This window comes from Bacillus sp. FSL L8-0654, assembly GCF_038629965.1.
Lineage (GTDB): Bacteria > Bacillota > Bacilli > Bacillales > Bacillaceae > Bacillus > Bacillus safensis.
Window position 1 is genome coordinate 2,391,159 of record NZ_CP152026.1, and the last position, 24,653, is coordinate 2,415,811.

Sequence of the window (24,653 nt, forward strand, 5' to 3'; positions counted from 1 at the left end):
TCCTTATCATATATTTGTAACATTTGTAACATTACGCCATATATAATAATGCATTTGAAATGATACTTCAATATATTTCTATAAATATATCATTCTTTCAAACTAACCCATATATCATCAACTTATCAATATATCCCCTTTTTCATATAAAAAAAGCACCCTAAACGGATGCTTCAATCAAATGATATTTTTTCAAAATACGATAGGTAATTTCTTTTGCTTCTAGCCCGGTGCCTTCGATATTTGTGACGAAAATGTAGGTTTTGTTTTCATGTTTGATGAAGCCTGCGTACCAGCCGATGCCTGAACCGGAGCCTGTTTTTCCGTATAGGGTGGCATGTTTCTCTTCTTCTTGTATCATCATTCGTTTGACGGTTCTCATGACAGACAGGTCAAATGGAAGACTTTCTTCATATAGCTGTTTGAGAAAATGGACTTGTTCTACTGGAGAAATTTTCAACGAACTGCTTAACCAAAATTGATCGATTCCGCCTGATATGTCTTCGTTCCCATAATGAATGGCTTTCACCCAATGACTCATGCGTTCTTCTCCGATGTCACGCGCCATGGCTTGATAGTACCAGACGACTGAATCTCTCATACCAGAGCCCAGTGTATGATCCTTATTCCAGTTATCAATCTCTCTTTTCACTCCGTCCCAATATTTAATGTCGTATTCATCTCTCACTGCGCCTGTTTGGAGTCCGATGAGGGCATTTGCCACTTTAAATGTCGATTGTGGGGCAAAGCGCTTGTTCGCTCTTTTTTTGTTATACACCCATGGCGATTTTTCTTTTACTTCTTGAATCACAAATGTGCCTTCCCGGTCTTTCATGAATTCATCTACTGACCACGCTGGAGATGTTCCCTCACTTGATGAAGGCTGGCCGATACAAAATGCCATCAGCATGATGGTGCAAAACAGCCATTTCATATGCTTTTTCTTCAAAAAAATCGCTCCTTTTCCTATGATTTGTATCGATTGTAGCATGCCTGAGTGATGAGACATAAGGTACGCTTGTCCTCTTTTCTGCCAAATAAAAAAAGCCGGTTTCATCCGGCTTTTTGATCATATTAGCTTTCTTTTTTCTCTTCAATGGCCTGCTTCGCAATTTTTGAAATCGTCATATCATCCATTGGCGGGTTATGGAGCCCAGCCCGGATATCTCGATAGTAACGCTGAAGCGGACAGCCGAGGCTTAAGCTTTTTGCACCGACTAAACGCATGGCTTTATCGACCACTTGCAGACTATGATTAACGACTGTATGCTTCACAGCACCGAATTCATTGATTAACAGCTCTCTTTTCTCAGGCTTTTCATACAATGTTGTCGTTGAATAGATGACGTGGCGTGCTTGCTTTAGTAGTAAATCAATTTCGCCAATCAGTGTTTGGACATTCGGCAGGTCACTAATCGTTCCGCTGATACTGTTCGGTGAATGTGTGATGGCATACTGTACAGCATAGTCTCTTGCCGCTTGTGCAATTCCTAAATAGCAGGAAGGAATATGGGCGATCCAAGGGTTTAACGTACCGCCCCGAGGTCCTTTTTGCACTTCAACAAGCATATCATCTGATACCACAACTTGATCTAAGATTAAATCATGGCTTTCTGTTCCTCTCATGCCGACAACATCCCATGTTTCTTCTATAGAAACACCTTCTGTGTCACGGTGAATTAAGAAGAATCCCATCGCCTCTTTTTCTTCGATCCATACGCCGACTAAAAAGTATGTGAGAGCTGGTGACATTGTTGTGAAAATTTTACGTCCATTGATCACCCAGCGATCACCTGATTTCATCGCTGTTGTCCCAGGCTTGCCGCCTCTTGTTGGGCTGCCTGTCTGCGCCTCACTCACAGCGCGGTTGACAAGGGCCCCCTTCTTCACTTCTTCCGCAAAAAATTGCAGCTGCTTCTCATTCCATAGTTTCTTTTCATAAATTTCACCAACAACTCCTTGGTGCCAGCCAATCGATAAGGCAGTCGCTCCGTCCATGCTGCCAAGCGTTTCTTGAAATAGAACCATATCTGTTACAGATTGACCCCCGCCTCCATATTCAGCGGGAAGAGACAGGGCTGTATATCCCATGTTTACTAATGATTCGATATTCTGTTTAGGAAAATAAGCGCCTTCATCATGTTTTTTTGCGTTTTGTTCAATCGTTTCACGAAGAGATTCCAGCTGATTAAGCCATGTTTTTTGAAAATCGGTATCGACAAATAATGCTTTAGACAAAACGTATCCAACTCCTCTGTTTCTCACAATCTATGATATCTCATTTTTCCAATCGGAATGAATAAAACACACTTTACTTATAGGATTTAATGTGTTAAATTTTATCAATATTAAGTACATCTGTCAAAGGAACGTGATGCTTTTATGATCTCAGCTACTAATCTACATAAATCTTATGGGCAGACCCATGTGTTAAAAGGCATTGATTTCACCGTACAAGAAGGTGAAGTGGTCGCAATTATTGGACCGAGCGGATCAGGAAAAACAACACTTCTCCGCAGTTTAAACAGCCTCGACATTCCAGACAAAGGAGAGCTGACTGTTGGAGAAGCCACGATTCAATTTGAACGATATCATAAAAAAGATCTTTTAAAACTAAGGCAGCAATCTTCCATGGTATTTCAGCATTATCACTTGTTTCAAAATAAACGAGCACTTGAAAATATTACAGAGGGATTGATTGTGTCCCAAAACATGTCTAAAAAAGAAGCTGAAAAGGTTGGAGAGCAATTTTTAGCGCGGATTGGACTGCTTCATAAAAAGGATGCATTTCCGAGTGAATTATCTGGCGGTCAGCAGCAGCGGATTGGAATTGCCCGCGCTCTTGCGATGAATCCTGCGGTGCTTTTGTTTGATGAACCAACGTCCGCACTGGACCCAGAGATGGTCGGAGAAATCCTTGAAATGATCAAAGATATTGCGAGCCAAGGGATGACGATGGTCATTGTGACGCATGAAATTTCGTTTGCAAAGGACGTAGCGGATACCGTGATCTTTATGGCAGATGGGGAAATCGTTGAAAAAGGCTCCCCAGAAGACGTCCTGATGAAGCCTCAGCATGAACGAACGAAACAATTTTTATCTAGGATTCATCGCGGAATGTGGCAAGGATCGGAGGAAGACATATGAAGCAAAAGACAGCATTCATGACAGCTGGTGTCCTTCTGATTCTCCTCTCCCTGATTGGCTGCAGCAGTGTGAAAACAACAACAGATGATGGAAAACAAATTGTGAAAGTCGCACTGAGTGCAGAGGTCAATCCACCTTTTTTAGCCACAAATGACCGAAACGAACCGATTGGCTATAACATTGATTATTTAAATGAAGTGGAAAAGAGACTTCCACACATACATTTTGATTACATCTTTGGCGAGGAAGAATCCAATTTAATTGGTGTTGGCGCAGGGAAGTTTGAAATGGCAGCTAATTGGTTTTTCAGTAACCCTGAACGCGAAAAACGGTTTCTTTACCCTCAAGTTCCGTACGGCTATTCGATGACAGGATTAATTGTGAATGAATCAAACCGGGATATTCAATCGCTTGATGATATGACATCAAAAAAGCTCGCTCCTGTCAGTCCCAGCGGCGGATTGCGTTCCATATTAAATCAATATAATGAAGAACATGATCCAGATATTCCGCTGACAACCATTGAAAGCCCTTCAAATGAACTCAACTTAAAGCGCGTTGAAAGCGGACGGTCTGATGCGGCTTTTATGAATATTTCGACCTTCGATACCATACAAAAGCATCTCAACCTAAAGGTCAAAGTTGGCGGCATTGTGTCAAAGGAGCCGATTTATCTTGTCTTACAGCCGAGTGAGAAGCAGCTTGCAGCAGATTTGGACCGGGTCACACAAGAGATGATTGATGATGGAACACTACCTAAGCTTGCGAAAAAGTGGTTTGGGGTTGATTTCTTTCAAGATATTGACTACATCTCAGAGCAAGGCTATCAATATGAAGAAAGGAAGGAAGCGTCATGACGTTTACAGCTGGAGATTGGCTGCGAATTTTTTTACAGGTGCTTGAACGCCTGCCACTCACTTTTCTCATTATTGCGGTGTCATTGTTTTTCGCCATCATAATAGGGCTCTTATTTGCATGCATTCGTATAAAACAAATCCCAGTGCTGAAGCAATTGGCTGTTATCTATTTATCTTTTACACGAAGTACGCCATTAATTGTTCAGTTATTCTTAATTTATTTTGGACTTCCTCAGCTTTTACTTGTGGCAGGAATTCAAATCAATCATTGGGATCGTGTGTTATTTGTGATGATGACGTTCTCTTTACATACGGGGGCTTATTTATCTGAAGTTTTTCGCAGTGCGTATTCGTCTGTTGGGAAGGATCAGCTGGAAGCCGCCTACATTGTGGGGATGACAGATACACAGGCCTTGATCAGGATCATTATCCCGCAGGCCTTTCTCATTGCCCTGCCAAACCTCGGAAATTACACCATTGATCTTGTGAAAGACACGGCGATTGCCTTTACGATCGGACTCATCGATATTATGGGACAGGTGAAGATCATCTTAGGAAATAACTATGGAATCGGCATGTTTGAAGTGTATGTGATCATTGCGATTGTGTACTGGCTCATTTGTATGAGCATTGAACTAATCACCATGCTGCTTGAAAAGAAATTTGTAAAAGGCCGTACCAGCCTGTCACGTTAAGGAGGCGATTTGATGCAAACCATTGATATTCCATTTGCGATTGACCAAGTACCACATATTCTAAAAGGTGTTCCTCTCACCTTATTAATTGCTCTTGTTTCCATGGCTGTGAGTCTTGTGATCGGATCTGTTTTTGCTTTCATTCGCCTCTTTCGCATCCCTGTACTCAGACAGCTCGTTACGCTATACGTCTCCTTTTTTAGAGGAACGCCGCTTATTGTTCAACTGTTCGCTTTCTTTTATGGGCTCCCTTTTCTTCTAACCAGTATGAGCGGCACATTCGGACTGACCTTTCATCCGGATATGGTCTCCCCTTTAGCTGTGGCTCTTATTACCTTCAGCCTGCATTCAGCCGCTCATTTAACAGAGGTGGTCCGAAGTGCACTTCTGGCAGTAGACAAAGGGCAGCTTGAAGCGGCAAAAATTGTAGGCATGACCACACGTCAGGCGATGATACGCATTATTTTGCCGCAGGCATTTGTTGTGGCCTTACCAAACCTAGGCAATCAGCTCGTTCAGTTATTAAAAGCGACATCTCTTGCGTTTACAATTGGGGTACTCGAAATCATGGGTATTTCCCGGATCATTGCAAATGACGGCTATCAGTTTTTAGAAACTTATCTCGTCTCTGCTTTGATCTATTGGCTGCTGAGCATTGTCTTTGAATTAGCCTTTGCATTATTAGAGAAACGTGTCAGTGTATACGGAAGAACTCTCGGACGTTAAAAAGTCGATCAGGCCCAAAAACCTGATCGACTTTTTTATTCACCCTTTTTTGGTGTGTTAAATAGTTCTTTTGGTGCGGGTTTGAGCTTTGGTGCAGAGCCGAATACGACAGGTGCAGAAATATATCTGAACTCTCCTTTTCCATCCATGCTGCGGCCATGTGCCCATCTGCCTTGCTTACTTTCTTCCCCTCTTGAGAAGTTAAACAAGTCATAGGATACTTGCTGTTTTTCTAGTGAACGAGGGAAGGTGGTTGGTACGACGACATCCCCTTCTCGCTCTTCTAATTCTTTAATTGCGGCAAGCCACATATTTTGATGGTATGTATCACGAGCAATGAGGAAGGAGAGCATATCTTTGACGCCGCGGTCATCTGTCATTTCGTAAAGTCTTGTGACCTGAAGGCGGCCCTGGGCCTCTGCATTTAAATTGGCTCTGAAATCCGCCATTAAATTTCCGCTTGAAATGATGTATTTGGCATTCCACGGGTATCCTTGACTATCCGCTGCCATTGCCCCTAAACCTGCAACAATCGCATGCTGCGGGTTCATTCCGCCCATGACAGCTGCAAGTGCAGGATCACTTTGGTACGCCTCTTCTTGTTCCTTAACTGGTGCATTATCAAGTAAACGCGCAATCATCGTTGCCAGCATTTCGACATGACCAATTTCCTCTGTTCCCACGTCAAATAATAAATCCCTATATTTTTGATCTGCCCGGCAATTAAAGCCTTGAAATAAATATTGCATCATCACGCTGATTTCACCATATTGACCGCCTAATACTTCTTGTAATTTCTTTGCATACACCGGATCAGGCTTTGAGGGCTTTGCTTCATATTGCAATTCTTTGATGTGATAAAACATGATGTCATCTCCCTTATCATTAAACATCTTTTCAATTATCACTATTCAACCGCAGCTCTCTTTATGAAAATGATATGAATACATAAAAAAGAGAATGGCTTATGCCATCCTCTTTGTTATCTTACTTATTCAGCACTGACTAAAATTTTCACTTGATCTTTTTCATTGATTAATGCATGGAAGCCATCCTCGATCACATCGTCCAGCTTGATTTTTTTCGTGACGAGTGTGTCTGCAGAGAAATAGCCTTTTCTCATTAAGTTTAATACAGATGGGAATACGTCTCTGTAGCCGATAATTCCTTTTACTGTACGTTCTTTAATGACAATGTCATTCGGCATAATTTCCGCGCCTTTTTCCCAAATGCTTACAATCACTGTTTCGCCTGAAATTCTAGTTGATTGGATTGCTTGCTTCAATACAACAGGTACACCTGTCACTTCAAAAGAAACATCGACGCCACCGTTTGTACGGCGAGCAATTTCTTGAACAACATCTTCATACTGAGATGGATCAACAATGATCGCTCCAAGCTCTTTTGCTTTCACTTGGCGCTCTTTTGATAATTCAACTGCATAAATATCAGTAGCACCAGCTGCTTTTAATGCTTCAATGACAAGTAAACCGATTGGTCCGCAGCCAAACACAGCCGCTGTATCCCCAGCTTGTACTTTACTAGAACGAACCGCATATAAAGCAACTGCAGAAGGCTCGACAAGCGCGCCTTGCTCATATGAGATTTCGTCTGGTAATAAATGAAGTAATTCTTCATCGACTGATACATATTCAGAGAATCCACCGCCGCCTCCGGCAAGCCCTAAAAAGCCCATGTTTTCATCTAAGTTATATGCACCTTGATGTCCGTGAGTTGCAAAAATAGGTTCAACAACCACTCGGTCGCCTACTTTGTAATTGCTCACGCCTTCTCCTACTTCAACAACTTCACCAGAGAACTCGTGTCCCAGTGTAACGGGTGCTTTTTCTTTTGTAAGTGGATGAGGTTCATTCACAGGAATGAAGATCGGTCCGCCTAAATATTCATGTAAATCACTACCGCAAATGCCGCACCATTTTACTTTCAGTTTCACTTTTCCTGGAGCAACTGTTGGTTCATCAATTTCCTCTAGTCGAATGTCCTTTTGATCGTGCCAGCGTAGTGCTTTCATTTGTAAGACTCCTTTTCTCATCAATTTAATTAACTTACTTAAATAATGATAACATAATTTTTTTAATTTTCTAAGTAGGATGCACTATTTTTTTGGCAGTCAATGGACGAAAGATGACAAAACATAGCAATAGACAGATAAGAAGCATACATAGACACCCGATGATGACGGAAATTCTGATCGATAGAATATGAGCGAGTCCGCCGAATATTCCTGTCATGGTCATCGTCAGAATGGCTTCAACCAAAGCATAAAAGCTGGCTACCCTCCCCATCACCTCTACGGGGATATTTGTTTGATAGAACGTCATAAAACCTGTATTCGCAAATGCTAAAAAGAAGGCTAATATAAAAAATCCACCGGCGGCTGCAACTAGACTGCTGGAAAATGCATAAATAAGATAGCCAAACGCCACAAACAAACTGCCGATTCCAAGCATCAGCGAAACTGACAGCCTTTCGACAATGACCGAATTAAGACTTGCCCCTGCGATAATACCCGCTCCAGCTATACTGACAAGAAGGCCATATTGTGTATCAGTCAGCATCAATACTTCTTTTGCAAAGGCTGTTTCAAGTGAGTCTATGGCCGTAGGAAGGACCGATATTGCGGCACTAAATAATAAATATACCGTCATGATCTGGCGTGACGTCAGACTAAAACGCAGAACAAGCTTTGCATCCTCTTTTAACATTGAAAGGGAAAACCGCTTTTGGGCAGCATCTGTTTTGACCAAATTCGGTAAACACATCGTTAACAAAGCAGATATCAACAGGCAGATCGCATTTACATAAATTGAAAGCACAGGAGTCCCGATGAGAAAGAGCAGACCTGCTGCTGCGGGCCCAAGTAAAAATCCACCGGATTGTAATAAAGAGCGAATGGCATTAAACCGTTTTCGGTTATCCGCCGGGATTAGTCCTGTCATATACACCATCGACGCTGGATGAAACATCGCTTGTGCCATCTGTATGAAAAACACCATGACATACAGGATGATCAGATGTCCTGAAAATAAGGCAAAAGGGATGCATGCAATGAGCAGAGCACGGGTAATATCTAAACTGATCATCACATTCCGCTGATTCAGCCTGTCAATCAAACTGCCGGACCAGCTATTGGTCAAAAGAGCAGCAGCCGGTCTTAGCAAATAAACTGCTGTTACAGCAAGTACAGAGCCCGTTTCTTGAAAAATAAGCAAATGGAGGGCAATCATATAAATCCATTCTCCTATGTTCGCAATCCCGATGGCTCCAAGTAAAATACTCATATCCCGCCAATGTTTTTTCATCATGATCCCCCCTATTTGTCATAAAAAAATCCCGCCCCCAAGACATGTCTGTCTTGAGGACGGGATTTACTCCGCGTTGCCACCTCAGTTCATTCATCTGTTGCCAGATGAACCTTAGCGGGTGATCATTCACCCTTCTCTGTAACGGGAGAAGTTCGCTGCACCACCATCCGAGGGAATCCGGTGCAGAGCTAAGAGGCTTGGTTCCATCATGCTTCCCAGCTCCTTCTCAGCTTGACGGAGTTCTCTGTGTGGGGCAGCTATGATGTACTCTTCTCTATTTGCGCTGTGTCTTTTTTTCATCACGATCTTCAGCTGAATTGTTACATATTGTACTGCGCCTCGATCAAAGCGTCAATATTTTTTTCATGTTAATCCGCATAAATCATTTTTCTAGTCATGCCGCCATCAACAACCAAATCTGTGCCGGTCACAAATTGATTGTCTTCATCAGTTAAATAAAAACAGGCTTTCACAATATCCTTTGGCGTACCCACTCGATTGGAAAGATGCTGCTGATGGTCAATTTCTCGAAGACTTTTCTCATCTTTCGTTTCAATCCATCCAGGGGAAATGCTATTCACCGTAATGTGATCCTGACTAAAAGAAACCGCCAAGGCATGAGTAAGCGCGGAAATCCCGCCTTTTGATGCAGCATATGCTTCCGTATGAGGCTCTGACATGGCCGCACGGGTAGAGGAAATGTTCACAATGGAACCGCCGTTTGGATTCTCTTTGATATAACGTGCTGCTTCTCTAGCGCATAAAAAAGCCCCTCTTACATTTGTATGCAGCACATGATCCCACTCATCGACCGTTAACTCATAAGGCGATACTGTGCACATGACGCCAGCATTGTTGATGAGAATATCAATCGTTTTGCAGTGCTCCGCAGCAAACGACATTAAGCGCTGAATATCCTTCTCCCGTTTCACATCCGTTTTAATGAAATAAACTTCATAGGACTCCTTTCTCAGCTGCTCCTCCAAACGCTTCCCCTTCTCTTCATCTATATCCGCAAGCACCACACGCGCCCCTTCTTTTGCATAACCGCAGGCGATCGCTTCACCAATACCATTGGCTGCGCCTGTGATGATGACGGTTTTTCCTTGAAAATGTAGCATATGATTGATTCCTTTCTATGACTGGTATGAATAATTTATTTTTATTCTTTCCTGAAAAGAGCAATCCAGTCATCCACCTCTATTGATTCTATCTGATCCTCTGTCATGTTCAATCTATAATATTGCTTTATTTTCTCGTTAGCATCTAACATGTATTTTGTAACGATCTCTTCTTCCTTTAAAGTTTTCGTTGTTCGCTTGACCCATTCTTGAAAAGGGTAACGTTTTTTTCGTTCCATTGATCTTACTTCTTTTATTCCCTCTTTATAAAACAATTCCCGCCATTGTTCTGTAGATAGACAGGACACATGACTTGGGTCTCTCAATCTTTCCAGCTCATTGATAAATAGTGCAAGCTCTTCATCATTTGGCGAAACATTATCAATAAAGAAAAACAGACCATTTGACTTTAATACACGAGATGCCTCTTTGGCAAACTGTTCAGGGTTCGGGAAATGGTGTGCTGCAATTCGGCATGTGACCATATCAAATGTGCCATCTAAAAAAGGAAGGTTTTCCGCATCCGCTACTACATAAAAAATTTGTGGATACGCTTTTAAATGAAGTGATGTATTAGAAAGCATCTCTTTTGTTAAATCCGTCGCAAACACTTGATTCACATATGGAGCCAGTGCTTTTGCGGTATGCCCGCCACCAGTTGCTATATCGAGTACGACCCAGCTTTCTTCTGGGGCTGCCCATTCAACAATTAGATCCAGGTCTGCTCCCTTTGCATGAGTTTGACTCGTCACATACTTTTCTGCATTTCTCCCAAATTGTTCTACCACTCTTTTTTTGGCCTGATCTGAATTCATCTGATCCTCCCCTTTGAAATAGATTGGATTTTCCACAATAAAGAGCCGTCCCATTTTATTGAGCGGCTCCTTTCATGTTAAAAATTTATCGAGGTAGCATTCCGTGCGGGTCAATCACAAATTTCTTCGCCACACCCGAATCAAAGTCACTATATCCTTTAGGGGCTTGATCAAGGTCGATGACGGTTGCATTGACGGCTTTGGCGATCTGTGCTCTTCCGCTTAAAATGGATTTCATTAGACTGCGATGATATTGCATAACAGGGGTTTGGCCTGTCACAAAGGTATGAGCCTTCGCCCAGCCAAGTCCAATTCGTACTTTCAGAGAACCGACTTTTGCATCGGCATCCACTGCTCCTGGATCTTCTGTGACGTAAAGCCCTGGAATTCCAAGTTTGCCGCCAACTTTGGTAATATCCATAATTGTATTTAAAACGGTTGCTGGTGCTTCTCCCTGATCTCCATGACCCGAAGCTTCAAAGCCGACACAATCGACGGCACAATCAACTTCTGGCTCTCCTAAAATATGTGTGATTTGCTCGCCGATTCGATCGTGTTTTCGTAAATTGATCGTCTCGCAGCCAAAGCTTCTTGCCTGCTCCAGTCTTTGCTCATTCAGGTCTCCAACTATCACAGCAGATGCGCCAAGCAGCTGAGCCGAATGTGCTGCTGCAAGACCTACTGGCCCAGCACCTGCAATATAAACGGTTGAACCAGGCTTTACCCCAGCCGTATAAGCACCATGAAAACCTGTCGGGAAAATATCGGAAAGCATCGTGAGATCAAGTATTTTTTCCATCGCTTGATCTTTGTCTGGAAATTTGAGCAGCTGAAAATCTGCATATGGAACCATGACGTACTCGGATTGGCCGCCAACCCATCCGCCCATATCTACATATCCATAGGCAGAGCCTGGACGGTCCGGGTTTACATTTAAGCACACATGGGTTTTTTGTTCTTTACACATGACGCAGCGTCCGCATGCAATATTAAACGGAACGGACACGAGGTCCCCTTTTTGAATAAACTCTACATCTCGTCCAACTTCAACGACTTCACCTGTAATTTCATGACCAAGGACAAGCCCCTCAGGTGCAGTCGTACGCCCTCTCACCATGTGCTGATCACTTCCGCAAATATTCGTCGTCACTACTTTTAAAATGACGCCATGCTCACATTTGCGTCCCACATTGGCTTTAGGTACACCCGGGCCGTCTTTTAAGACCAAATCAGGGTATCCAATATCCTCAACTGCTACTTTTCCTGCTCCTTTATAAACGACACCTTTGTTTCCCGACATGATTTCATTCCTCCCTTTTGTTTAAAAATGAAGTCTCTACAATTTTCTCTATTTCTTAAGCAATTTCCTTCTTCAAACAGCACATTATGTGAAAAAGAAGGAGGCACATGTCTATGTGAGAAAGAAAAATGTGTCTTCCAGTGAAATAAAAAAGAAAAAATTGAAAAAAAAGCTAAACTTTTGCAGAACGGTGTCGATATAAGAAATAAGCCAGACAGGTATCCTTAATCGACAAACAAATTCCTTATATATACTATCATTCCTTACACACCTGGCTGGCGCCTACATTACATACAAAAGGCTCTTCTGATGAAGAGCCTTTTTTTATTGCAGGCAAAGAGGCTCCTCTGACGAAGAGCCTCTTTTTTGAGTGCTTGTTCATTACCTGGGAAATATTTTCATCATTTTAAGGCTTTGATACAGATGTATGTATCATAGTGATAAACCGAGACCTCTCTAAAGTGATATGCTGAAAACAGGCGGCTGATCTCTTCTTCACTGTACGATGAAAAAGATGTTGACCGTTTTTGTTCGTTGATCAGCTCCTGCTTTTGGAAGGATAAAAATACTTCTCCATCCACTTGAAGTACGCGGTACACTTCCTTCATGACTTGTTCAATATCCTTCAAGTAATAGATCGTCTGCACCGTAAATAATTTATTGAATGATCTGTCTTCAAAAGGTAATTGCTCAGCCTTACCAAGCGTAATGACGGCTTTGTCCTGTTCCGCAAGCTTCTTATGTTTTCTTTTTGCATATTTAATCATATGACGAGAGGCATCCACTCCATATACTTTTCCGCGGTCAAGTTTTTCAGCTACCTTTGATAAGGTGATGCCTCTTCCAGTCCCAATTTCTAAAATTCGGTCATTTTCTTGTATATTTAAGAGTTGAATCGTCCATTCATTGATATTATGATGATTTTTTTCCATATAGCGGGCAACCCATTTTGAGAACAAGCCTTTTGGTTCCCTCATTTGTTTTCCAATCCAGCTTTGAATCAATGTTAACACCTGCTTTTCACCAGTAAATAAAACTATTTACAAATTTTCTTACTTTTCATATCGGCTCTCACCTAACAAAAATTAAGACCTAGTCCTAATTTATTTGTCTTTTATAAGACGCTCCTTTTCAGAAAATGTTTCGCAGAAAGTGAAAATTTTTTTAACCCGAATAGGCGTTTTCATTATTTGTGCTCAGATTGATTTCGTTTTCTGCATGAGCTGCATAATTTATAAATGTATCTTGATTAGATAAAGGTGGTGCTAGATTATGGGCTTTGGCGGTTATTCTGGAGGCTACTGCGGTGGCTACGGTGGCGGTTTTGCAGGCGGATTCGCATTGCTTGTTGTACTGTTCATTTTGTTGATCATCATTGGTGCAAGCTGGATTTGCTAACGTAAAAGGAGCAGGAAACGTCATGGTTTCCTGCTCCTTTTCTTTAATACCAATAAGTCCGGTACTGATACATATAACGTCTGAGCATTTCCTCTTGCTCTCTTTGCATGCGGTATGGATTGCCGTATCCGTGCTTTAAGGAATGCGGAATAGATGCATACCCGTGCCCCACAGACGGAAATCTCATATATGGTGACATCGACATTCATTGATCACCTCACAATCACCTTTTACGGTATCATATGTGCAGGTGATCAATGTGGAGCGTGTCTAAACCTGGTCCTTCTCCATCGTATAACAATCAAGCATGGCAAGCATCATAAACATGTCAATCTCCTCCTTTTCACATTTTTCATTTCCTGTTTTAGTTCATATACTTTAGTTGTTTCTGTTTCATTTCTTCATAAATTGTTTCGACTTCTTGTTCGTAAAGAACGGTCTCAATGTCCTTGTATTTCCGCTTAATCGTCAAAGTAATAAAAAATAAATGGATTGTCATATACGCTCACCTCCCTTCAGTTCGCAGCACGCGAAATAGCCCGCAGATCTTCTTTATCAGTTGACCTGCGGGCACACAAAAATGCAGATCAAAAGACAGTGTCTTCCAACCTGCAATGGATGATACGTGTGAAATCCTCGTTTACTTAAACAGTTTTGAAGCGTGCACCGTATAAGGCAAAGGAAGGACACGAACTCTTCCACAGGCTGATGACATGATGAAATTGTTGGTTGAATTGATCACAAGTAGATACGAATAACATATTCTTCAGCCTCCTTTACGTTTTTTTTAATTACTTTGTAAGTATATCCAGCAAGCACCATTTTGTAAACCTGTTTTTAGTCATATAGATGAATTTTGTGTTTTTGACTAAATTTCTACAGTTATTCTTGTCCGATTATCCAATACAATAAAAAAAGCCTCCTCAGGCAAATGAGGAGGCTTTCGAATTAATCTTCATCTAATTCTTGCAGTTTCTTTTGAAAGAAAATCGCGCGTTTAACACAAACAAAAGCTGCTAATAAGAAAACACAATCTATTCCCATCATCAGCATTTTTGGAGATGCTTCGATGTGCTGGTTCGGTAAGATCGTACCAATATATATAAAGGTGCTGACAGCAAGCAAAATAAAAGCGTACTGCTTGTAATCTGTCACTAAATCACTCCACTTTTTCTTCACTTGTTTCACCTTCCAGTTATCAATGTCTATTCATAGCTTAACATAGTGAGAGAAAGCGAGGAGCATGTAAATCTATCCATTCGCCAGTGCGCTTAGTCCTTGCTTGATATCATGGAGTAAATCATCCACATCTTCAATTCCGACGGAAATTCGAATTAAACCATCTGTGATGCCAAGCTCATCCCGGCGGTCTTTTGGAATGGACGCATGGGTCATCCGGGCTGGGACAGAAATTAAACTTTCTACCGCTCCAAGGCTTTCTGCGATTGTAAACAGCTTAAGCTGGCTTAAAAATACATCGACATGTTCTTCTTTTCCAATATCAAAAGAGATCATGCCGCCGAAGCCGGATGCTTGTGTTTTCGCAAGTTCATGTCCAGGGTGAGTATCGAGACCTGGATAATAAACACGTGTGACGGCTGCATGTTGCTTTAAAAACTCAGCGATTTTCTGTGCATTTTGTTGATGTGCTTCCATTCTTAGTCCAAGCGTTTTCATCCCTCTCATGAGAAGCCATGAATCCTGCGGTCCAAGAATTCCGCCTGTCGAGTTTTGAACAAAGTGCAGTTCTTCTCCAAGCTCTTTTGTCGCTGTGACGACAAGCCCGCCTACAACATCACTATGGCCGCCTAAATATTTAGTCGCACTGTGCAAGACAATGTCTGCGCCATATTCAATCGGCTTTTGGAAATACGGTGTGAAAAATGTATTGTCGACAATCAGCAAGATGTTGGCTTCTTTTGTCAATTCGCTGATGGCTTTTAGATCCGTCATTTTGAGTAAAGGATTGGTTGGCGATTCAATGTAAACGGCTTTTGTTTCAGGTAAAATGGCTTTTTTCACTGCTTCAGGATCACTTGTGTCAACAAAGGTTGCAGTAATGCCAATACGGTTTAGCACCTTTGTGATGACGCGGTAGGTTCCGCCGTACACGTCATCTGTCAGCACAATATGATCTCCGCTGTTAAACAGCATCATCACAGCCGTAATGGCTGCCATCCCTGAACCAAATGCGTAGCCGCTTGCTCCTCCTTCAAGATCACGAATGACTGTTTCCAGGGCAGTTCTTGTTGGATTTGCTGTTCTGGAGTATTCATACCCCGTATGTTCGCCTGCTTTCGGCTGCTTATAAGTACTTACTTGGTAAATCGGCACAGACACGGCGCCTGTTCTTTCATCACCCGTTGTTCCGCTGTGAATCATCATTGTTTTTGGTTTCATGCTATTTTCCTCCCTCATAAATTCCTTTACTTAAATATCGCTCACTGCTGTCAGGAAAAATGGTGACAATGACTGTCCCAGGTGCTGCTTTCTTTGCTTCCTCTAAAGCGGCATATAAAGCGGAACCAGAAGAGCTGCCGATGAGAACACCTTCTTTTTCAGCTGCTTCTTTCACCATTCGAAACGCATCATCATCACTGACAGTGTAAATCTCATCAAATAAAGCCTGCTCCATATAATCTGGGATAAATTCAAGGCCAATTCCTTCCGTTCTATGCGGACCCGGGTCCCCTCCATTTAAAATTGATCCTTCAGGCTCCACAACCACTGTTTTTAACGCCTGATTCTGCTCTTTTAAATAGGCGGCACAACCTTGAAAAGTTCCGCCAGATCCTGCTCCCGCCACGAATACATCGATCTTCCCTTTTAAGTCGGACCATAATTCGGGACCGAGCGTTTTGTAGTAAGTCAATGGATTTACTTGGTTTTTAAATTGTAAAACACAATAGGCATTGTCAAGGCTTGCCTCTAATTCAAGGGCTCGATCAATCGCACCCTTCATGCCTTCTTTTCTCGGCGTATGAATAATCTCTGCACCGAGCGCCTTCATCAGTTGTTGTTTTTCTTGACTAAAATGTTCTGGTACACAAAAAATGGTCTGCAATTGCTGCTTTCTTGCACTTAGGGCAAGCCCAATTCCTGTGTTTCCAGCAGTTGCTTCAATAATAGTTCCGCCTGGACGCAGTTTGCCAGATGCTAATGCTTCTCTGATGAGCATGTCACCTAAACGATCCTTAATACTTCCACCTGGATTCATCATCTCAAGCTTTGCATACACCTCAACGCCTTCTGGGACGCCAATCCCTGACAGCTTTAAAAGCGGTGTGCGGCCAATTAATTCAGTAATATCCTTTATGACAGCCATATGATTCCCTTCCTTTGTATGGAAAAGAAGGGGGGAACCCCTTCTTTTATTGTGTTTGCTTTATCATACGCAAGACAAGGTCGGTTGAGTGAATCGCTGCTTGCTCAAGGAATTGATCAAAGGAGATATTGGATTCTTTCCCTGCAATATCTGATAGCGCTCGAACGACAACAAATGGCGTACCAAAGAGCTGGCAGACTTGTGCAACGGCTGCGGCTTCCATTTCCACCGCATATAGCTCTGGAAACTTCTCTCTCACAAACGCTACACGATCCGGATCATTCATAAACGAATCTCCTGTTGCAATCGTTCCTTTTGCCACTTGAATATGATCAATTTCTAAAGCAGATTCTTCTGCCAGCTTCACAAGCTTTTCATCTGCAATGAAAGCAGCTGGAAGTCCCGGCACTTGTCCATATTCGTAATCAAAGATGGTCACATCTACATCATGATGTCTCACATCAGTAGAGATGACAATATCACCTACATTTAATGAGTGATGGAAACCGCCAGCAGATCCTGTATTGATCACATAATCTGGCTGAAAGCGGTCAAGCAGTAATGTTGTGCTGACCGCTGCATTTACTTTTCCAATTCCTGATTTTAATAAAATCACTTCTTTATCTTCATAAACACCTGTTGTAAATTCACACCCAGCGATGTTTTCTTGTGTAGCATTTTTTAGTTGATCTCTTAAAATCGTCACTTCTTCTTCCATTGCACCTATAACTGCGATTTTCAAATCAAAAACATCCTTTCATTCCCTTTTCTTCGCTTCTACGATCCAAACAAAATCATTCATTTGATGAAAGGACGTGCTAAAACCTTCTTCTTCAAAGATTTGCTTTAGCACATCAATGGATGGATAATATTCCGTTTCTAAATCCTCTGCAAGCTGATCGAACCCTGCGTCTCTCGCTTTGTCGATCTGAGCTTGATGTGCTGCTTGATTTTGAAACATTGTATCAGCAAAAACTATTTTACCATCTGAGTGAAGGATGTTGCTATAGGTGTGAATGGCTTGTTTTTTTTCATCATCCGTTAAATGGTGGAATGCATATGAGCTGACGATCGTATCTGGCTCAAAAGGCGGCGCTGGAAATGATAAAAAATCCCCATCATGAAATAGATCTGGCAGTCCTTTTTGAAGAGCCGCTTTCTTCATGGCATCTGATGGTTCAACACCAAACACGTTTTTATCAGCTGCAAGGAGCAGCGCTGTTAGATTCCCCGTACCGCTTCCAAACTCAAGAACATCTTGGCCTGAACGGCGGGCAATTTCTTTTAAAATAGCCGGATACCGGCGAAACACTTCTCTATACTGCTCGTCATGACCACTTACCGTGTCGTCATAAGAGTCGGCCCAATGATCAAATAAAGAAAGAAATTCGCGTCCCATTTTCTTTCCCTCCACTTTATCTATTTATTCCTATGCGTATAGTATGTTTTATTCCGTCGAACAGTTCCTATCCTACCACAACTTCTGTTTCTTTCCTACTAAAAAATACTGGGAGAGACAGAAAAACATTTGCCCTTCTGAAGGAGAGAGATTAAGATGAATGAAGAGTATAGAGAGGTGAATCAAATGGATTTTCAGCTGGATTTTTTAAAGGATAAAATAGAATTTTTTGAAGCAACATCTTTAAAAGAACTTGAACAAAAGATCCAAAAACAAATTGAACATAATCAGGCGATTCTGCTGACCGTTCATTCTGTCAGTCATCAAACGACTGTGATCGATGAGCGGATTTTGTATACAGCAGTTGTTCATTTTAAAGCGAATGTCTAAACAAAAAAGATAGCATATCTGCTATCTCAGCGTGTAGACAAACCCTCGCATTCGTTGTCAGTTCTGCGTGCCGGTGCTCACGAATGTCAAATTCGCTCCGCTCCAGTACTCGTCCTTCCTAGACTGCAAAGGTTTTCTATCACGCTGAAAAGAAGACAAAGGGCTAAAATAAACATCATTTTAGCCCTTTGTCAACAATCTGCTATCTTTTTTCGTGTTTATCTTAATTTTTCAACCTTCACAGGTTTCCAGCCTTTTTCATCTACCCACGTAATTTCCACGCGGTAGCGTTCACCTGTTGTTTTATCACGGATGGTTCCTTTTGCATCTTGAGGACCTCCGTTATTTCCTAACCAAAGAACAGTCATTTGATCTTCTGAAATTCCTGTCGCATAGGACATAGCTTTGATCATTTCTTTCCAGTCTTTTGAGCTGGAATCATAGGTTGCTGTATGTGAACCGGATTGCTCTGTTCCTACAGGCTCCCAGTCATCGTTTTCGTATGTTTTGTCTACGTCACTTGTTTTGCCGCCATCTGTTTCTTTGGCGTCTTTTAACGCATCTTTATTAGGCTTTTCTTCATCATCTGTCTTCTTCGTTTCGTCGTCTTGATCAGATGAATCATCTTTTTTTGCATCTGAATCATTGGATGTGTCTTTCTTTGGATCTTTCACATCTTCTTGTGAGTTTTGTTTATTTTCACTTGTTGCAGGTGCCGTTTTTGATGGCGCATCCGCTACATCTGGATCTTTCGGCTTATTAAAAATTAACAAACTCGATGCGACAACCAAAATAAGCACCACAACGATACCAATTAATATGTTAAGCACCATATTTGCCTTTCTGCGCTTATCACGATGTTCAAATCGAGAATTTCTACTCAAAATCTCTGCACTCCTTTGCCTCTGTTCCCTAAGTCGTTACTATTCTAACATGTCATGAAGGGATGTTCTATGTCTGTTTCTTTTCAATTTCATTGACCTTTTTTACAATATCATAAAACGCATCATTTGTCTTAGCCCGGCCACTTGTCTCATCAAGGTGAACAACGACAAGGGCGTATTTTGGTTTTTCTACCGGAAAGTATCCAGCAAACCACTTATGATAAAGCGGATTCCCCTTTTTGTCTTGACTGCCGGTTTGGGCAGTACCTGATTTTCCCGCTACATCGTATGGCAAATCTTGAAACCTTCTTCCGGTTCCCTTGTCAGAGGTCACCACCTGCCTTAAGAATTTTTGCAGCTTTTGAGCTGTATAGCGGTCAATGCTGCCCCCTTCAGGCCGTTTGTTTTGAAAGGACAGCATCGTTGTTCCGTTTTGATACAGCACTTTTTCTGCGATTTTCACTTCTTTTCGTTCTCCTCCTCTTGCAATCGCAGCCATCATATTCGCGATTTGCAGAGGTGTCGTTTTCACATTTTTTTGTCCTATTGCGGTTTGTGCAATGGCTTTTTTGACATGCTTGTCTCTTTTATCTCCCCACACACTGCCTGTTTCTTCACGATCAAACTGTTTGAAGTGCTGCTTATGATAGACATCCCCTTCCCAGCCAGTTCGATCTATGAGTCCAAGCTTTGCAGCCGTCTTTTCGATGATTTGATCATCTGTTTGAATGAGCTTTTCAGCAAGTGCCGCAAAGGTATAATTGCAGCTCTGCGAGAAACTGTCCGTCAGATTCAGCACTTCCTGTTTTCCTTCAGGCTCTCCATATAAATTCTTTCGACAGTCATACATGGTTTGTGGCTGGTCAAGGTTTTTTTCGATTGCTGCGGCAAGCACTGCCGTTTTAAAGACAGAGCCTGGAGCAATCGCTGTCAGCATGTAATTTCTTGCCTCATGCCGATTTTTGCTTGTGACATTTGGGGTACTTGCCATTGCCAGTACACTGCTGCTTTCAATGTCGAGCAGAACGGCACCGCCTTTTTCAACGCCTTGGTCTTTGAGCACCTTCTCCATTTCAGCCTGCATGTCTTCATCTATCGTTGTCTGTACCTGAAGTGGATAAAAGGAATGAGCTTCTGCTGTATATTTGACGTCCATACCGAACAAAGGGTTTCCCCTTCCGTCCACATGATATAACAATTTTGTGTCTTGCTCGGGTAATAGAAATTCGTCAAAGGTGCTTTCCAGCCCAAATGTGCCGATTTCAGTACGTATGGAAAGCTCTTTTTTGTCAGGATAACGCTTTCTGAGTAGTTCTGGATTTTCGCTTGTGAAACCTAATGTGTGGAGGGCAAGTCTTTTTTTGTCCTTCTCTTTCATATATACGCCGTACACACCTGAATATTTCATATCATTGATGTCTTTCAGTTTTTTTTTCGTGATGTCATCTTTTAAAATGAGAGGTTTTTTCGTTTCTGTTAACTGTTTTTTGAGTTCATCCTCTTCCATCTCAAGAATAGAGGCGGTTTGCTGCAAGCGTGGAAGATCATATTGCAGGAAAGGAAATAAGATAACCGCAGGCTGTTCTTTTGTAAGAAGTGCTTGGCCGTTTCGATCTAAAAACTCACCGCGCCCGTCTGAAATAACGACTTCTTCTGTTCGCTGTTTGACACTTTCTTGTATTAAATTGATATCAAGCTTTGAAAACGATTCTGTGAAGAACAGCTGAATTTCTGCCAGTCTCATCAGAAGACCGAGCAATAGTATAAAAATAATCGCACCTGTCCATTGAATTCTTCTTTTTTTGCGCATAAAAACACCTCGTCCCTATTGTGGACGAGGTGTTTACCTGATAAACGTGATTATGAAATTTTTACAATTTGGACGAACATTTCTCCGCCAGGTGTTTGAACGGTTACTTTGTCGTCTACTTGTTTACCTAAAAGGCTTTTTGCAATAGGTGAATCGTTTGAAATCTTGCCTTCGAACGGATCAGCTTCTGCACTTCCAACAATTGTGTAAGACTCTTCTTCCCCGTCTGGTAATTCAACGAATGTCACCGTTTTACCAAGTGAAACCACATTTGAGTTTCCTTCATCTTCGATAATTTTAGCATTACGAATCATATTATCAAGCGTTGTAATACGGCCTTCTACAAACGCCTGCTCTTCTTTAGCAGAATCATATTCCGAGTTTTCAGAGAGGTCTCCAAAACTTCTAGCGATTTTAATACGCTCTACAACCTCTTTACGTTTAACCGTTTTCAAATATTCAAGCTCTTCTTCTAATTTACGTTTTCCTTCTTCTGTCATTGGAAATACTTTCTCTTGTGCCATGAATCATTCACTCCTTCTATTAATCCTCATCATACAAACTTTCTGCACGTGAGTGACGACTGAAATATACAAGAATGAGGACATGTTCAGGCCCTCATTCCTTCTGTACCATATTCGTAAAAGTCCATCTTACATGGCGTCCCTTTTAGATGCAACTATTATGCCTTTAATTAGACAGGACCACTCGCAGCGGTCTAAAATCGCACAAACTGTGGAAAGGCACAGGAAGCTCCTGTACCTCGTTCGGCCATTTCGATCATATGTAGAAGAATAGCTTATCCATTCTCCATCTTCCAATACATAATATGGTCAGTGTACGATATGTCTATGCTATATTATTACAAAATTGCATTTTGATCAAGAATTGTTTGAAAATTTGTGATGATTTGTTTGTCGTTTTTTTAATATACTTTTTCAACTTCATTCTTTCGCTATGTGGTAGTGATTTCTCCATCTCTTCTTTTCTTCATTGTTTTCTTATCATATCAAACCCTTAAGTTTTTCCCGAGAATGCTGCTTTAATAAATGTTCACACACAATTAACAAATATTAACAAGGGAATATTTGGTTTTTGTTGGATTTTATCAATGCAAGACCAAATACATGCTAGGGAGTGTTTTAAATGAACATGAAGAAAACAATTGTTTCTGTTCTATCCATCTCTACCTTATCTTTTTCACTAATGGGCATGGCTTCAGCCAAAGAAACAGCGGATTTCACAGTCAATAGCTGCTCCTCGGGATTTAAAACATTAGATGTAAATTTCGATTCAAAATTACGATTTACCTATGAGAGTTGGTGAGCAATGCTCAGTCTATAATGCTGCAGCAACACGTTATTGGACCGATAACCAGAGTGTTGCTTCTGTAAGCTCTAGTGGGCTAGTGACCGCTCATTCACGTGGCGATGCCACTATCACTCTTTATAAAGGAACGTCTGTCTTAGGACAAGTTTTTGTGAGAGTTTGGTAAGATGATGCTGAAAAGACCTTTACACTGTAAAGGTCTTTTTCTTCTCCACCATTTACTCTGCTCGGTTTTGAAGAATCGTTTGAATTTTTGTCACCATTAAGTCGATCGCCACATGGTTTTGGCCGCCTTCTGGGATGATGATATCGGCGTATCGTTTCGTCGGTTCAATGAATTGATTATGCATCGGTCTGACAACAGATACATATTGTTCAATGACAGAATCGATCGACCGGCCTCTTTCCTTCGTATCGCGTAAAATGCGGCGGATGATGCGAAGGTCTGCATCTGTATCAACATACAGTTTAATATCCATTAAGTCTCTCAAACGTTCGTCTTCGAGCGCAAAGATACCTTCAACGATAATGACATCCTTCGGCTCAACATGAACCGTCTCTTCTGAACGTGTGTTTAGTTTAAAATCGTATATTGGTTTTTCAATGGATTCGTATCTTAGGAGCTGTTCCAAATGCTCAAACATCAGGTCATTGTCGAATGCAAGCGGATGATCATAGTTCGTGAGCAGGCGCTCTTCAAATGGCATATGACTTTGATTTTTGTAATATAAGTCTTGCTGAAGCATGAGGATGGAATGTCCTTTAAATTTTTCATAGATTGAATTGGTGACGCTCGTTTTACCTGAACCTGAGCCGCCAGCAATACCAATGACAACTGGTTTACTCCTCATGTGGCTGTTATTTCCCCTTTCTCATCATGTTGCTAGGGTATACTTTTTGATCAAGCTTGAATTTGACGATTTGCAGCGGATGACGAGCAGCATCTAGTTCATTTCCTTTATCATCCCAAATTGTTTCAATTTTGCATGTGAAATTCTCAATTTCTGGTCCGAAGAATTCGACTTCGTCGCCTTGCTTAAAGAAGTTACGCTGCTGCAATGTCACGATTTGTTCTTTTTCATCATAATGAAGAACAAGACCTGCGAAATCAAATGTCGTTTTCTTTCCATGAATGCCAAACATTTGTTCATCCGTTCCTGGTACGCCTTCGAAAAAGGCTGGTGCTGTGTCACGGTTTGCGCATTTATCTAATTCATCTAACCATTCCTGCTGAATGACAAAATTGTCTGGGTCAGCACAATACGCATCAATGACTTTGCGGTATACACTTACAACAGTGGCAACATAATGAATGGATTTCATCCGTCCTTCGATTTTTAAGCTGTCAATTCCCATTTCGATCATTTGAGGAATGGATTCAACAAGCTTCAAATCTTTTGGACTCATTGCAAATGGCGCATCTTCCTCACCAAATAAAGGCGCTTCCTCAGAACCTTCTAGTTTATAAAGATCATAATCCCAGCGGCAGGACTGGCAGCAGCCTCCGCGGTTAGAATCTCTTGCCGTCATATGGTTACTGAGCACGCAGCGGCCAGAGTATGCGATACACATCGCACCGTGAATGAATGTTTCGATTTCAATATCGACCTTTTCTTTCATTTCTCTAATTTCTAGCGCACTAGTTTCACGTGCGAGCACCACACGCTCAAGCCCTTCTTCCTTCCAAAACTGAACAGCTTTCCAATTTGAAAGAGATTGCTGTGTGCTTAAATGGACTTCAAGCTTCGGTGCAACACGTTTACATGTTTCAATGATCAGTGGATCAGCTACAATAATGCCTGCTACTCCAGCGCCTTCGATCCCTTGAAGGTATTCCTCCAGCCCGTCCATATTTTCATTGTGAGCGAAGATATTTGTTGTCACATAAATGCGTGCACCATATTTGTTTGCAAATGCGACACCTTCTGCCATTTCTTCAATTGAAAAGTTATCTGCATTTGAGCGAAGTCCAAATTCTTTCCCGCCAATAAAAACAGCGTCAGCTCCGTAATGTACAGCAATTTTCAGCTTTTCCAAGTTTCCTGCGGGTGCAAGCAGTTCTGGTTTTTTTGTAATGACACGTTTCCCATCAATCATTTCAGAAATACCATCTTTCAATAATGCCATTTCC

General features: G+C 41.7%; 27 protein-coding genes and 1 pseudogene. 7 read left to right on the forward strand and 21 right to left on the reverse strand.

Translation table 11 applies throughout. From position 1 onward, the window contains the following. Positions 1 to 160: 160 nt before the first annotated feature. Both blaBPU and MHH65_RS12345 read right to left on the reverse strand, forming a co-directional pair. Positions 161 to 949, reverse strand: a complete 789-nt coding sequence (gene blaBPU / locus MHH65_RS12340) for a BPU family class D beta-lactamase (RefSeq protein ID WP_098677047.1) — start codon at positions 947 to 949, stop codon at positions 161 to 163. A gap of 125 nt (positions 950 to 1,074) precedes the next feature. Then, positions 1,075 to 2,238, reverse strand: coding sequence for an acyl-CoA dehydrogenase family protein (locus tag MHH65_RS12345; protein WP_034280002.1), 1,164 nt, complete (start codon positions 2,236 to 2,238; stop codon positions 1,075 to 1,077). A 144-nt stretch (positions 2,239 to 2,382) separates the two neighbouring features. Between MHH65_RS12345 and MHH65_RS12350 the strand changes: the two genes are divergently transcribed. The 4 genes from MHH65_RS12350 to MHH65_RS12365 are packed head-to-tail and all read left to right on the forward strand — an operon-like array spanning position 2,383 to position 5,425. Next, positions 2,383 to 3,147 carry an amino acid ABC transporter ATP-binding protein gene (locus MHH65_RS12350; RefSeq protein ID WP_024427908.1) on the forward strand — a complete coding sequence of 255 codons (765 nt, stop codon included), beginning with the start codon at positions 2,383 to 2,385 and terminating at the stop codon, positions 3,145 to 3,147. After that, a complete protein-coding gene (locus tag MHH65_RS12355) occupies positions 3,144 to 4,004 on the forward strand; it encodes an amino acid ABC transporter substrate-binding protein (RefSeq protein WP_024427907.1) in 861 nt (286 codons plus the stop codon). The genes MHH65_RS12350 and MHH65_RS12355 overlap by 4 nt, the downstream gene beginning before the upstream one ends. Further along, on the forward strand, positions 4,001 to 4,699 hold the full coding sequence (locus tag MHH65_RS12360) for an amino acid ABC transporter permease (RefSeq protein WP_024427906.1): 699 nt from the start codon (positions 4,001 to 4,003) through the stop codon (positions 4,697 to 4,699). The genes MHH65_RS12355 and MHH65_RS12360 overlap by 4 nt, the downstream gene beginning before the upstream one ends. Before the next feature lie 12 nt (positions 4,700 to 4,711). Next, entirely contained in the window at positions 4,712 to 5,425 is a 714-nt protein-coding gene (locus MHH65_RS12365) for an amino acid ABC transporter permease (RefSeq protein ID WP_024427905.1), read from the forward strand. Between the two features lie 35 nt (positions 5,426 to 5,460). On the opposite strand, the gene MHH65_RS12370 is transcribed toward MHH65_RS12365, so the two are convergent. From MHH65_RS12370 to MHH65_RS12400, 7 genes are all read right to left on the reverse strand, one after another. Continuing rightward, complete coding sequence (locus tag MHH65_RS12370) at positions 5,461 to 6,291, reverse strand: manganese catalase family protein (protein WP_024427904.1); 831 nt, start codon at positions 6,289 to 6,291, stop codon at positions 5,461 to 5,463. 125 nt (positions 6,292 to 6,416) lie between these two features. After that, positions 6,417 to 7,457 carry a 2,3-butanediol dehydrogenase gene (locus tag MHH65_RS12375; RefSeq protein WP_024427903.1) on the reverse strand — a complete coding sequence of 347 codons (1,041 nt, stop codon included), beginning with the start codon at positions 7,455 to 7,457 and terminating at the stop codon, positions 6,417 to 6,419. Between the two features lie 70 nt (positions 7,458 to 7,527). Continuing rightward, the gene (locus tag MHH65_RS12380; protein WP_024427902.1) at positions 7,528 to 8,748 is read right to left on the reverse strand and encodes an MFS transporter; all 1,221 of its coding nucleotides are present in this window, start codon (positions 8,746 to 8,748) and stop codon (positions 7,528 to 7,530) included. 371 nt (positions 8,749 to 9,119) lie between these two features. Continuing rightward, complete coding sequence (locus MHH65_RS12385; RefSeq protein ID WP_061109396.1) at positions 9,120 to 9,872, reverse strand: glucose 1-dehydrogenase; 753 nt, start codon at positions 9,870 to 9,872, stop codon at positions 9,120 to 9,122. A gap of 41 nt (positions 9,873 to 9,913) precedes the next feature. Continuing rightward, on the reverse strand, positions 9,914 to 10,687 hold the full coding sequence (locus tag MHH65_RS12390) for a class I SAM-dependent methyltransferase (protein ID WP_098677048.1): 774 nt from the start codon (positions 10,685 to 10,687) through the stop codon (positions 9,914 to 9,916). An 85-nt stretch (positions 10,688 to 10,772) separates the two neighbouring features. After that, positions 10,773 to 11,987, reverse strand: a complete 1,215-nt coding sequence (gene fdhA, locus MHH65_RS12395) for a formaldehyde dehydrogenase, glutathione-independent (RefSeq protein WP_081124612.1) — start codon at positions 11,985 to 11,987, stop codon at positions 10,773 to 10,775. A gap of 401 nt (positions 11,988 to 12,388) precedes the next feature. Next, a complete protein-coding gene (locus MHH65_RS12400; RefSeq protein ID WP_024427897.1) occupies positions 12,389 to 12,991 on the reverse strand; it encodes a methyltransferase domain-containing protein in 603 nt (200 codons plus the stop codon). A gap of 319 nt (positions 12,992 to 13,310) precedes the next feature. Between MHH65_RS12400 and MHH65_RS12405 the strand changes: the two are divergent. Next, a pseudogene (locus tag MHH65_RS12405) lies at positions 13,311 to 13,385 on the forward strand (YjcZ family sporulation protein); the annotation flags it as partial. A 43-nt stretch (positions 13,386 to 13,428) separates the two neighbouring features. On the opposite strand, the gene MHH65_RS12410 reads toward MHH65_RS12405, so the two are convergent. The 7 genes from MHH65_RS12410 to MHH65_RS12440 all read right to left on the reverse strand — a co-directional run bounded on the left by MHH65_RS12410 (position 13,429) and on the right by MHH65_RS12440 (position 18,109). After that, entirely contained in the window at positions 13,429 to 13,584 is a 156-nt protein-coding gene (locus MHH65_RS12410) for a hypothetical protein (protein WP_223251019.1), read from the reverse strand. A 165-nt stretch (positions 13,585 to 13,749) separates the two neighbouring features. After that, complete coding sequence (locus MHH65_RS12415) at positions 13,750 to 13,884, reverse strand: YrzI family small protein (RefSeq protein ID WP_065214597.1); 135 nt, start codon at positions 13,882 to 13,884, stop codon at positions 13,750 to 13,752. Between the two features lie 449 nt (positions 13,885 to 14,333). Continuing rightward, a complete protein-coding gene (locus MHH65_RS12420) occupies positions 14,334 to 14,564 on the reverse strand; it encodes a YrhC family protein (protein WP_058839017.1) in 231 nt (76 codons plus the stop codon). Positions 14,565 to 14,636: 72 nt separating this feature from the next. Next, positions 14,637 to 15,785 (reverse strand): bifunctional cystathionine gamma-lyase/homocysteine desulfhydrase, encoded by a 1,149-nt coding sequence (locus tag MHH65_RS12425; RefSeq protein ID WP_098676979.1) that lies wholly within the window; start codon positions 15,783 to 15,785, stop codon positions 14,637 to 14,639. Between the two features lies 1 nt (position 15,786). Next, entirely contained in the window at positions 15,787 to 16,710 is a 924-nt protein-coding gene (locus tag MHH65_RS12430) for a cysteine synthase family protein (protein ID WP_098676980.1), read from the reverse strand. A 46-nt stretch (positions 16,711 to 16,756) separates the two neighbouring features. Further along, positions 16,757 to 17,452 carry a 5'-methylthioadenosine/S-adenosylhomocysteine nucleosidase gene (gene mtnN, locus MHH65_RS12435; protein ID WP_024423101.1) on the reverse strand — a complete coding sequence of 232 codons (696 nt, stop codon included), beginning with the start codon at positions 17,450 to 17,452 and terminating at the stop codon, positions 16,757 to 16,759. A 15-nt stretch (positions 17,453 to 17,467) separates the two neighbouring features. Continuing rightward, on the reverse strand, positions 17,468 to 18,109 hold the full coding sequence (locus MHH65_RS12440) for a class I SAM-dependent methyltransferase (RefSeq protein ID WP_268416832.1): 642 nt from the start codon (positions 18,107 to 18,109) through the stop codon (positions 17,468 to 17,470). 186 nt (positions 18,110 to 18,295) lie between these two features. On the opposite strand from MHH65_RS12440, the gene MHH65_RS12445 reads away from it, so the two are divergent. Next, positions 18,296 to 18,499: a YrzA family protein gene (locus tag MHH65_RS12445; protein WP_024423103.1), complete on the forward strand. Its 204-nt coding sequence runs from the start codon at positions 18,296 to 18,298 to the stop codon at positions 18,497 to 18,499. A 218-nt stretch (positions 18,500 to 18,717) separates the two neighbouring features. Here MHH65_RS12445 and MHH65_RS12450 read toward each other — a convergent pair whose 3' ends face one another. The 3 genes from MHH65_RS12450 to greA form a co-directional block, all read right to left on the reverse strand. Next, entirely contained in the window at positions 18,718 to 19,383 is a 666-nt protein-coding gene (locus tag MHH65_RS12450) for a YrrS family protein (protein WP_268416834.1), read from the reverse strand. Positions 19,384 to 19,450: 67 nt separating this feature from the next. Further along, positions 19,451 to 21,193, reverse strand: coding sequence for a penicillin-binding protein 2 (locus tag MHH65_RS12455; protein ID WP_268416835.1), 1,743 nt, complete (start codon positions 21,191 to 21,193; stop codon positions 19,451 to 19,453). Between the two features lie 50 nt (positions 21,194 to 21,243). Further along, the gene (gene greA, locus MHH65_RS12460) at positions 21,244 to 21,717 is read right to left on the reverse strand and encodes a transcription elongation factor GreA (protein ID WP_008358505.1); all 474 of its coding nucleotides are present in this window, start codon (positions 21,715 to 21,717) and stop codon (positions 21,244 to 21,246) included. A 788-nt stretch (positions 21,718 to 22,505) separates the two neighbouring features. Between greA and MHH65_RS12465 the strand changes: the two genes are divergently transcribed. Further along, entirely contained in the window at positions 22,506 to 22,688 is a 183-nt protein-coding gene (locus MHH65_RS12465) for an Ig-like domain-containing protein (protein WP_255290962.1), read from the forward strand. Between the two features lie 52 nt (positions 22,689 to 22,740). Here the strand turns inward: MHH65_RS12465 and udk are convergent, their stop codons facing one another. Together udk and MHH65_RS12475 are read right to left on the reverse strand one after the other, a co-directional pair. Beyond that, positions 22,741 to 23,373, reverse strand: a complete 633-nt coding sequence (gene udk, locus MHH65_RS12470) for a uridine kinase (protein WP_024423106.1) — start codon at positions 23,371 to 23,373, stop codon at positions 22,741 to 22,743. Between the two features lie 7 nt (positions 23,374 to 23,380). Continuing rightward, positions 23,381 to 24,649, reverse strand: coding sequence for a U32 family peptidase (locus MHH65_RS12475; RefSeq protein ID WP_098676983.1), 1,269 nt, complete (start codon positions 24,647 to 24,649; stop codon positions 23,381 to 23,383). Positions 24,650 to 24,653 lie beyond the last annotated feature (4 nt).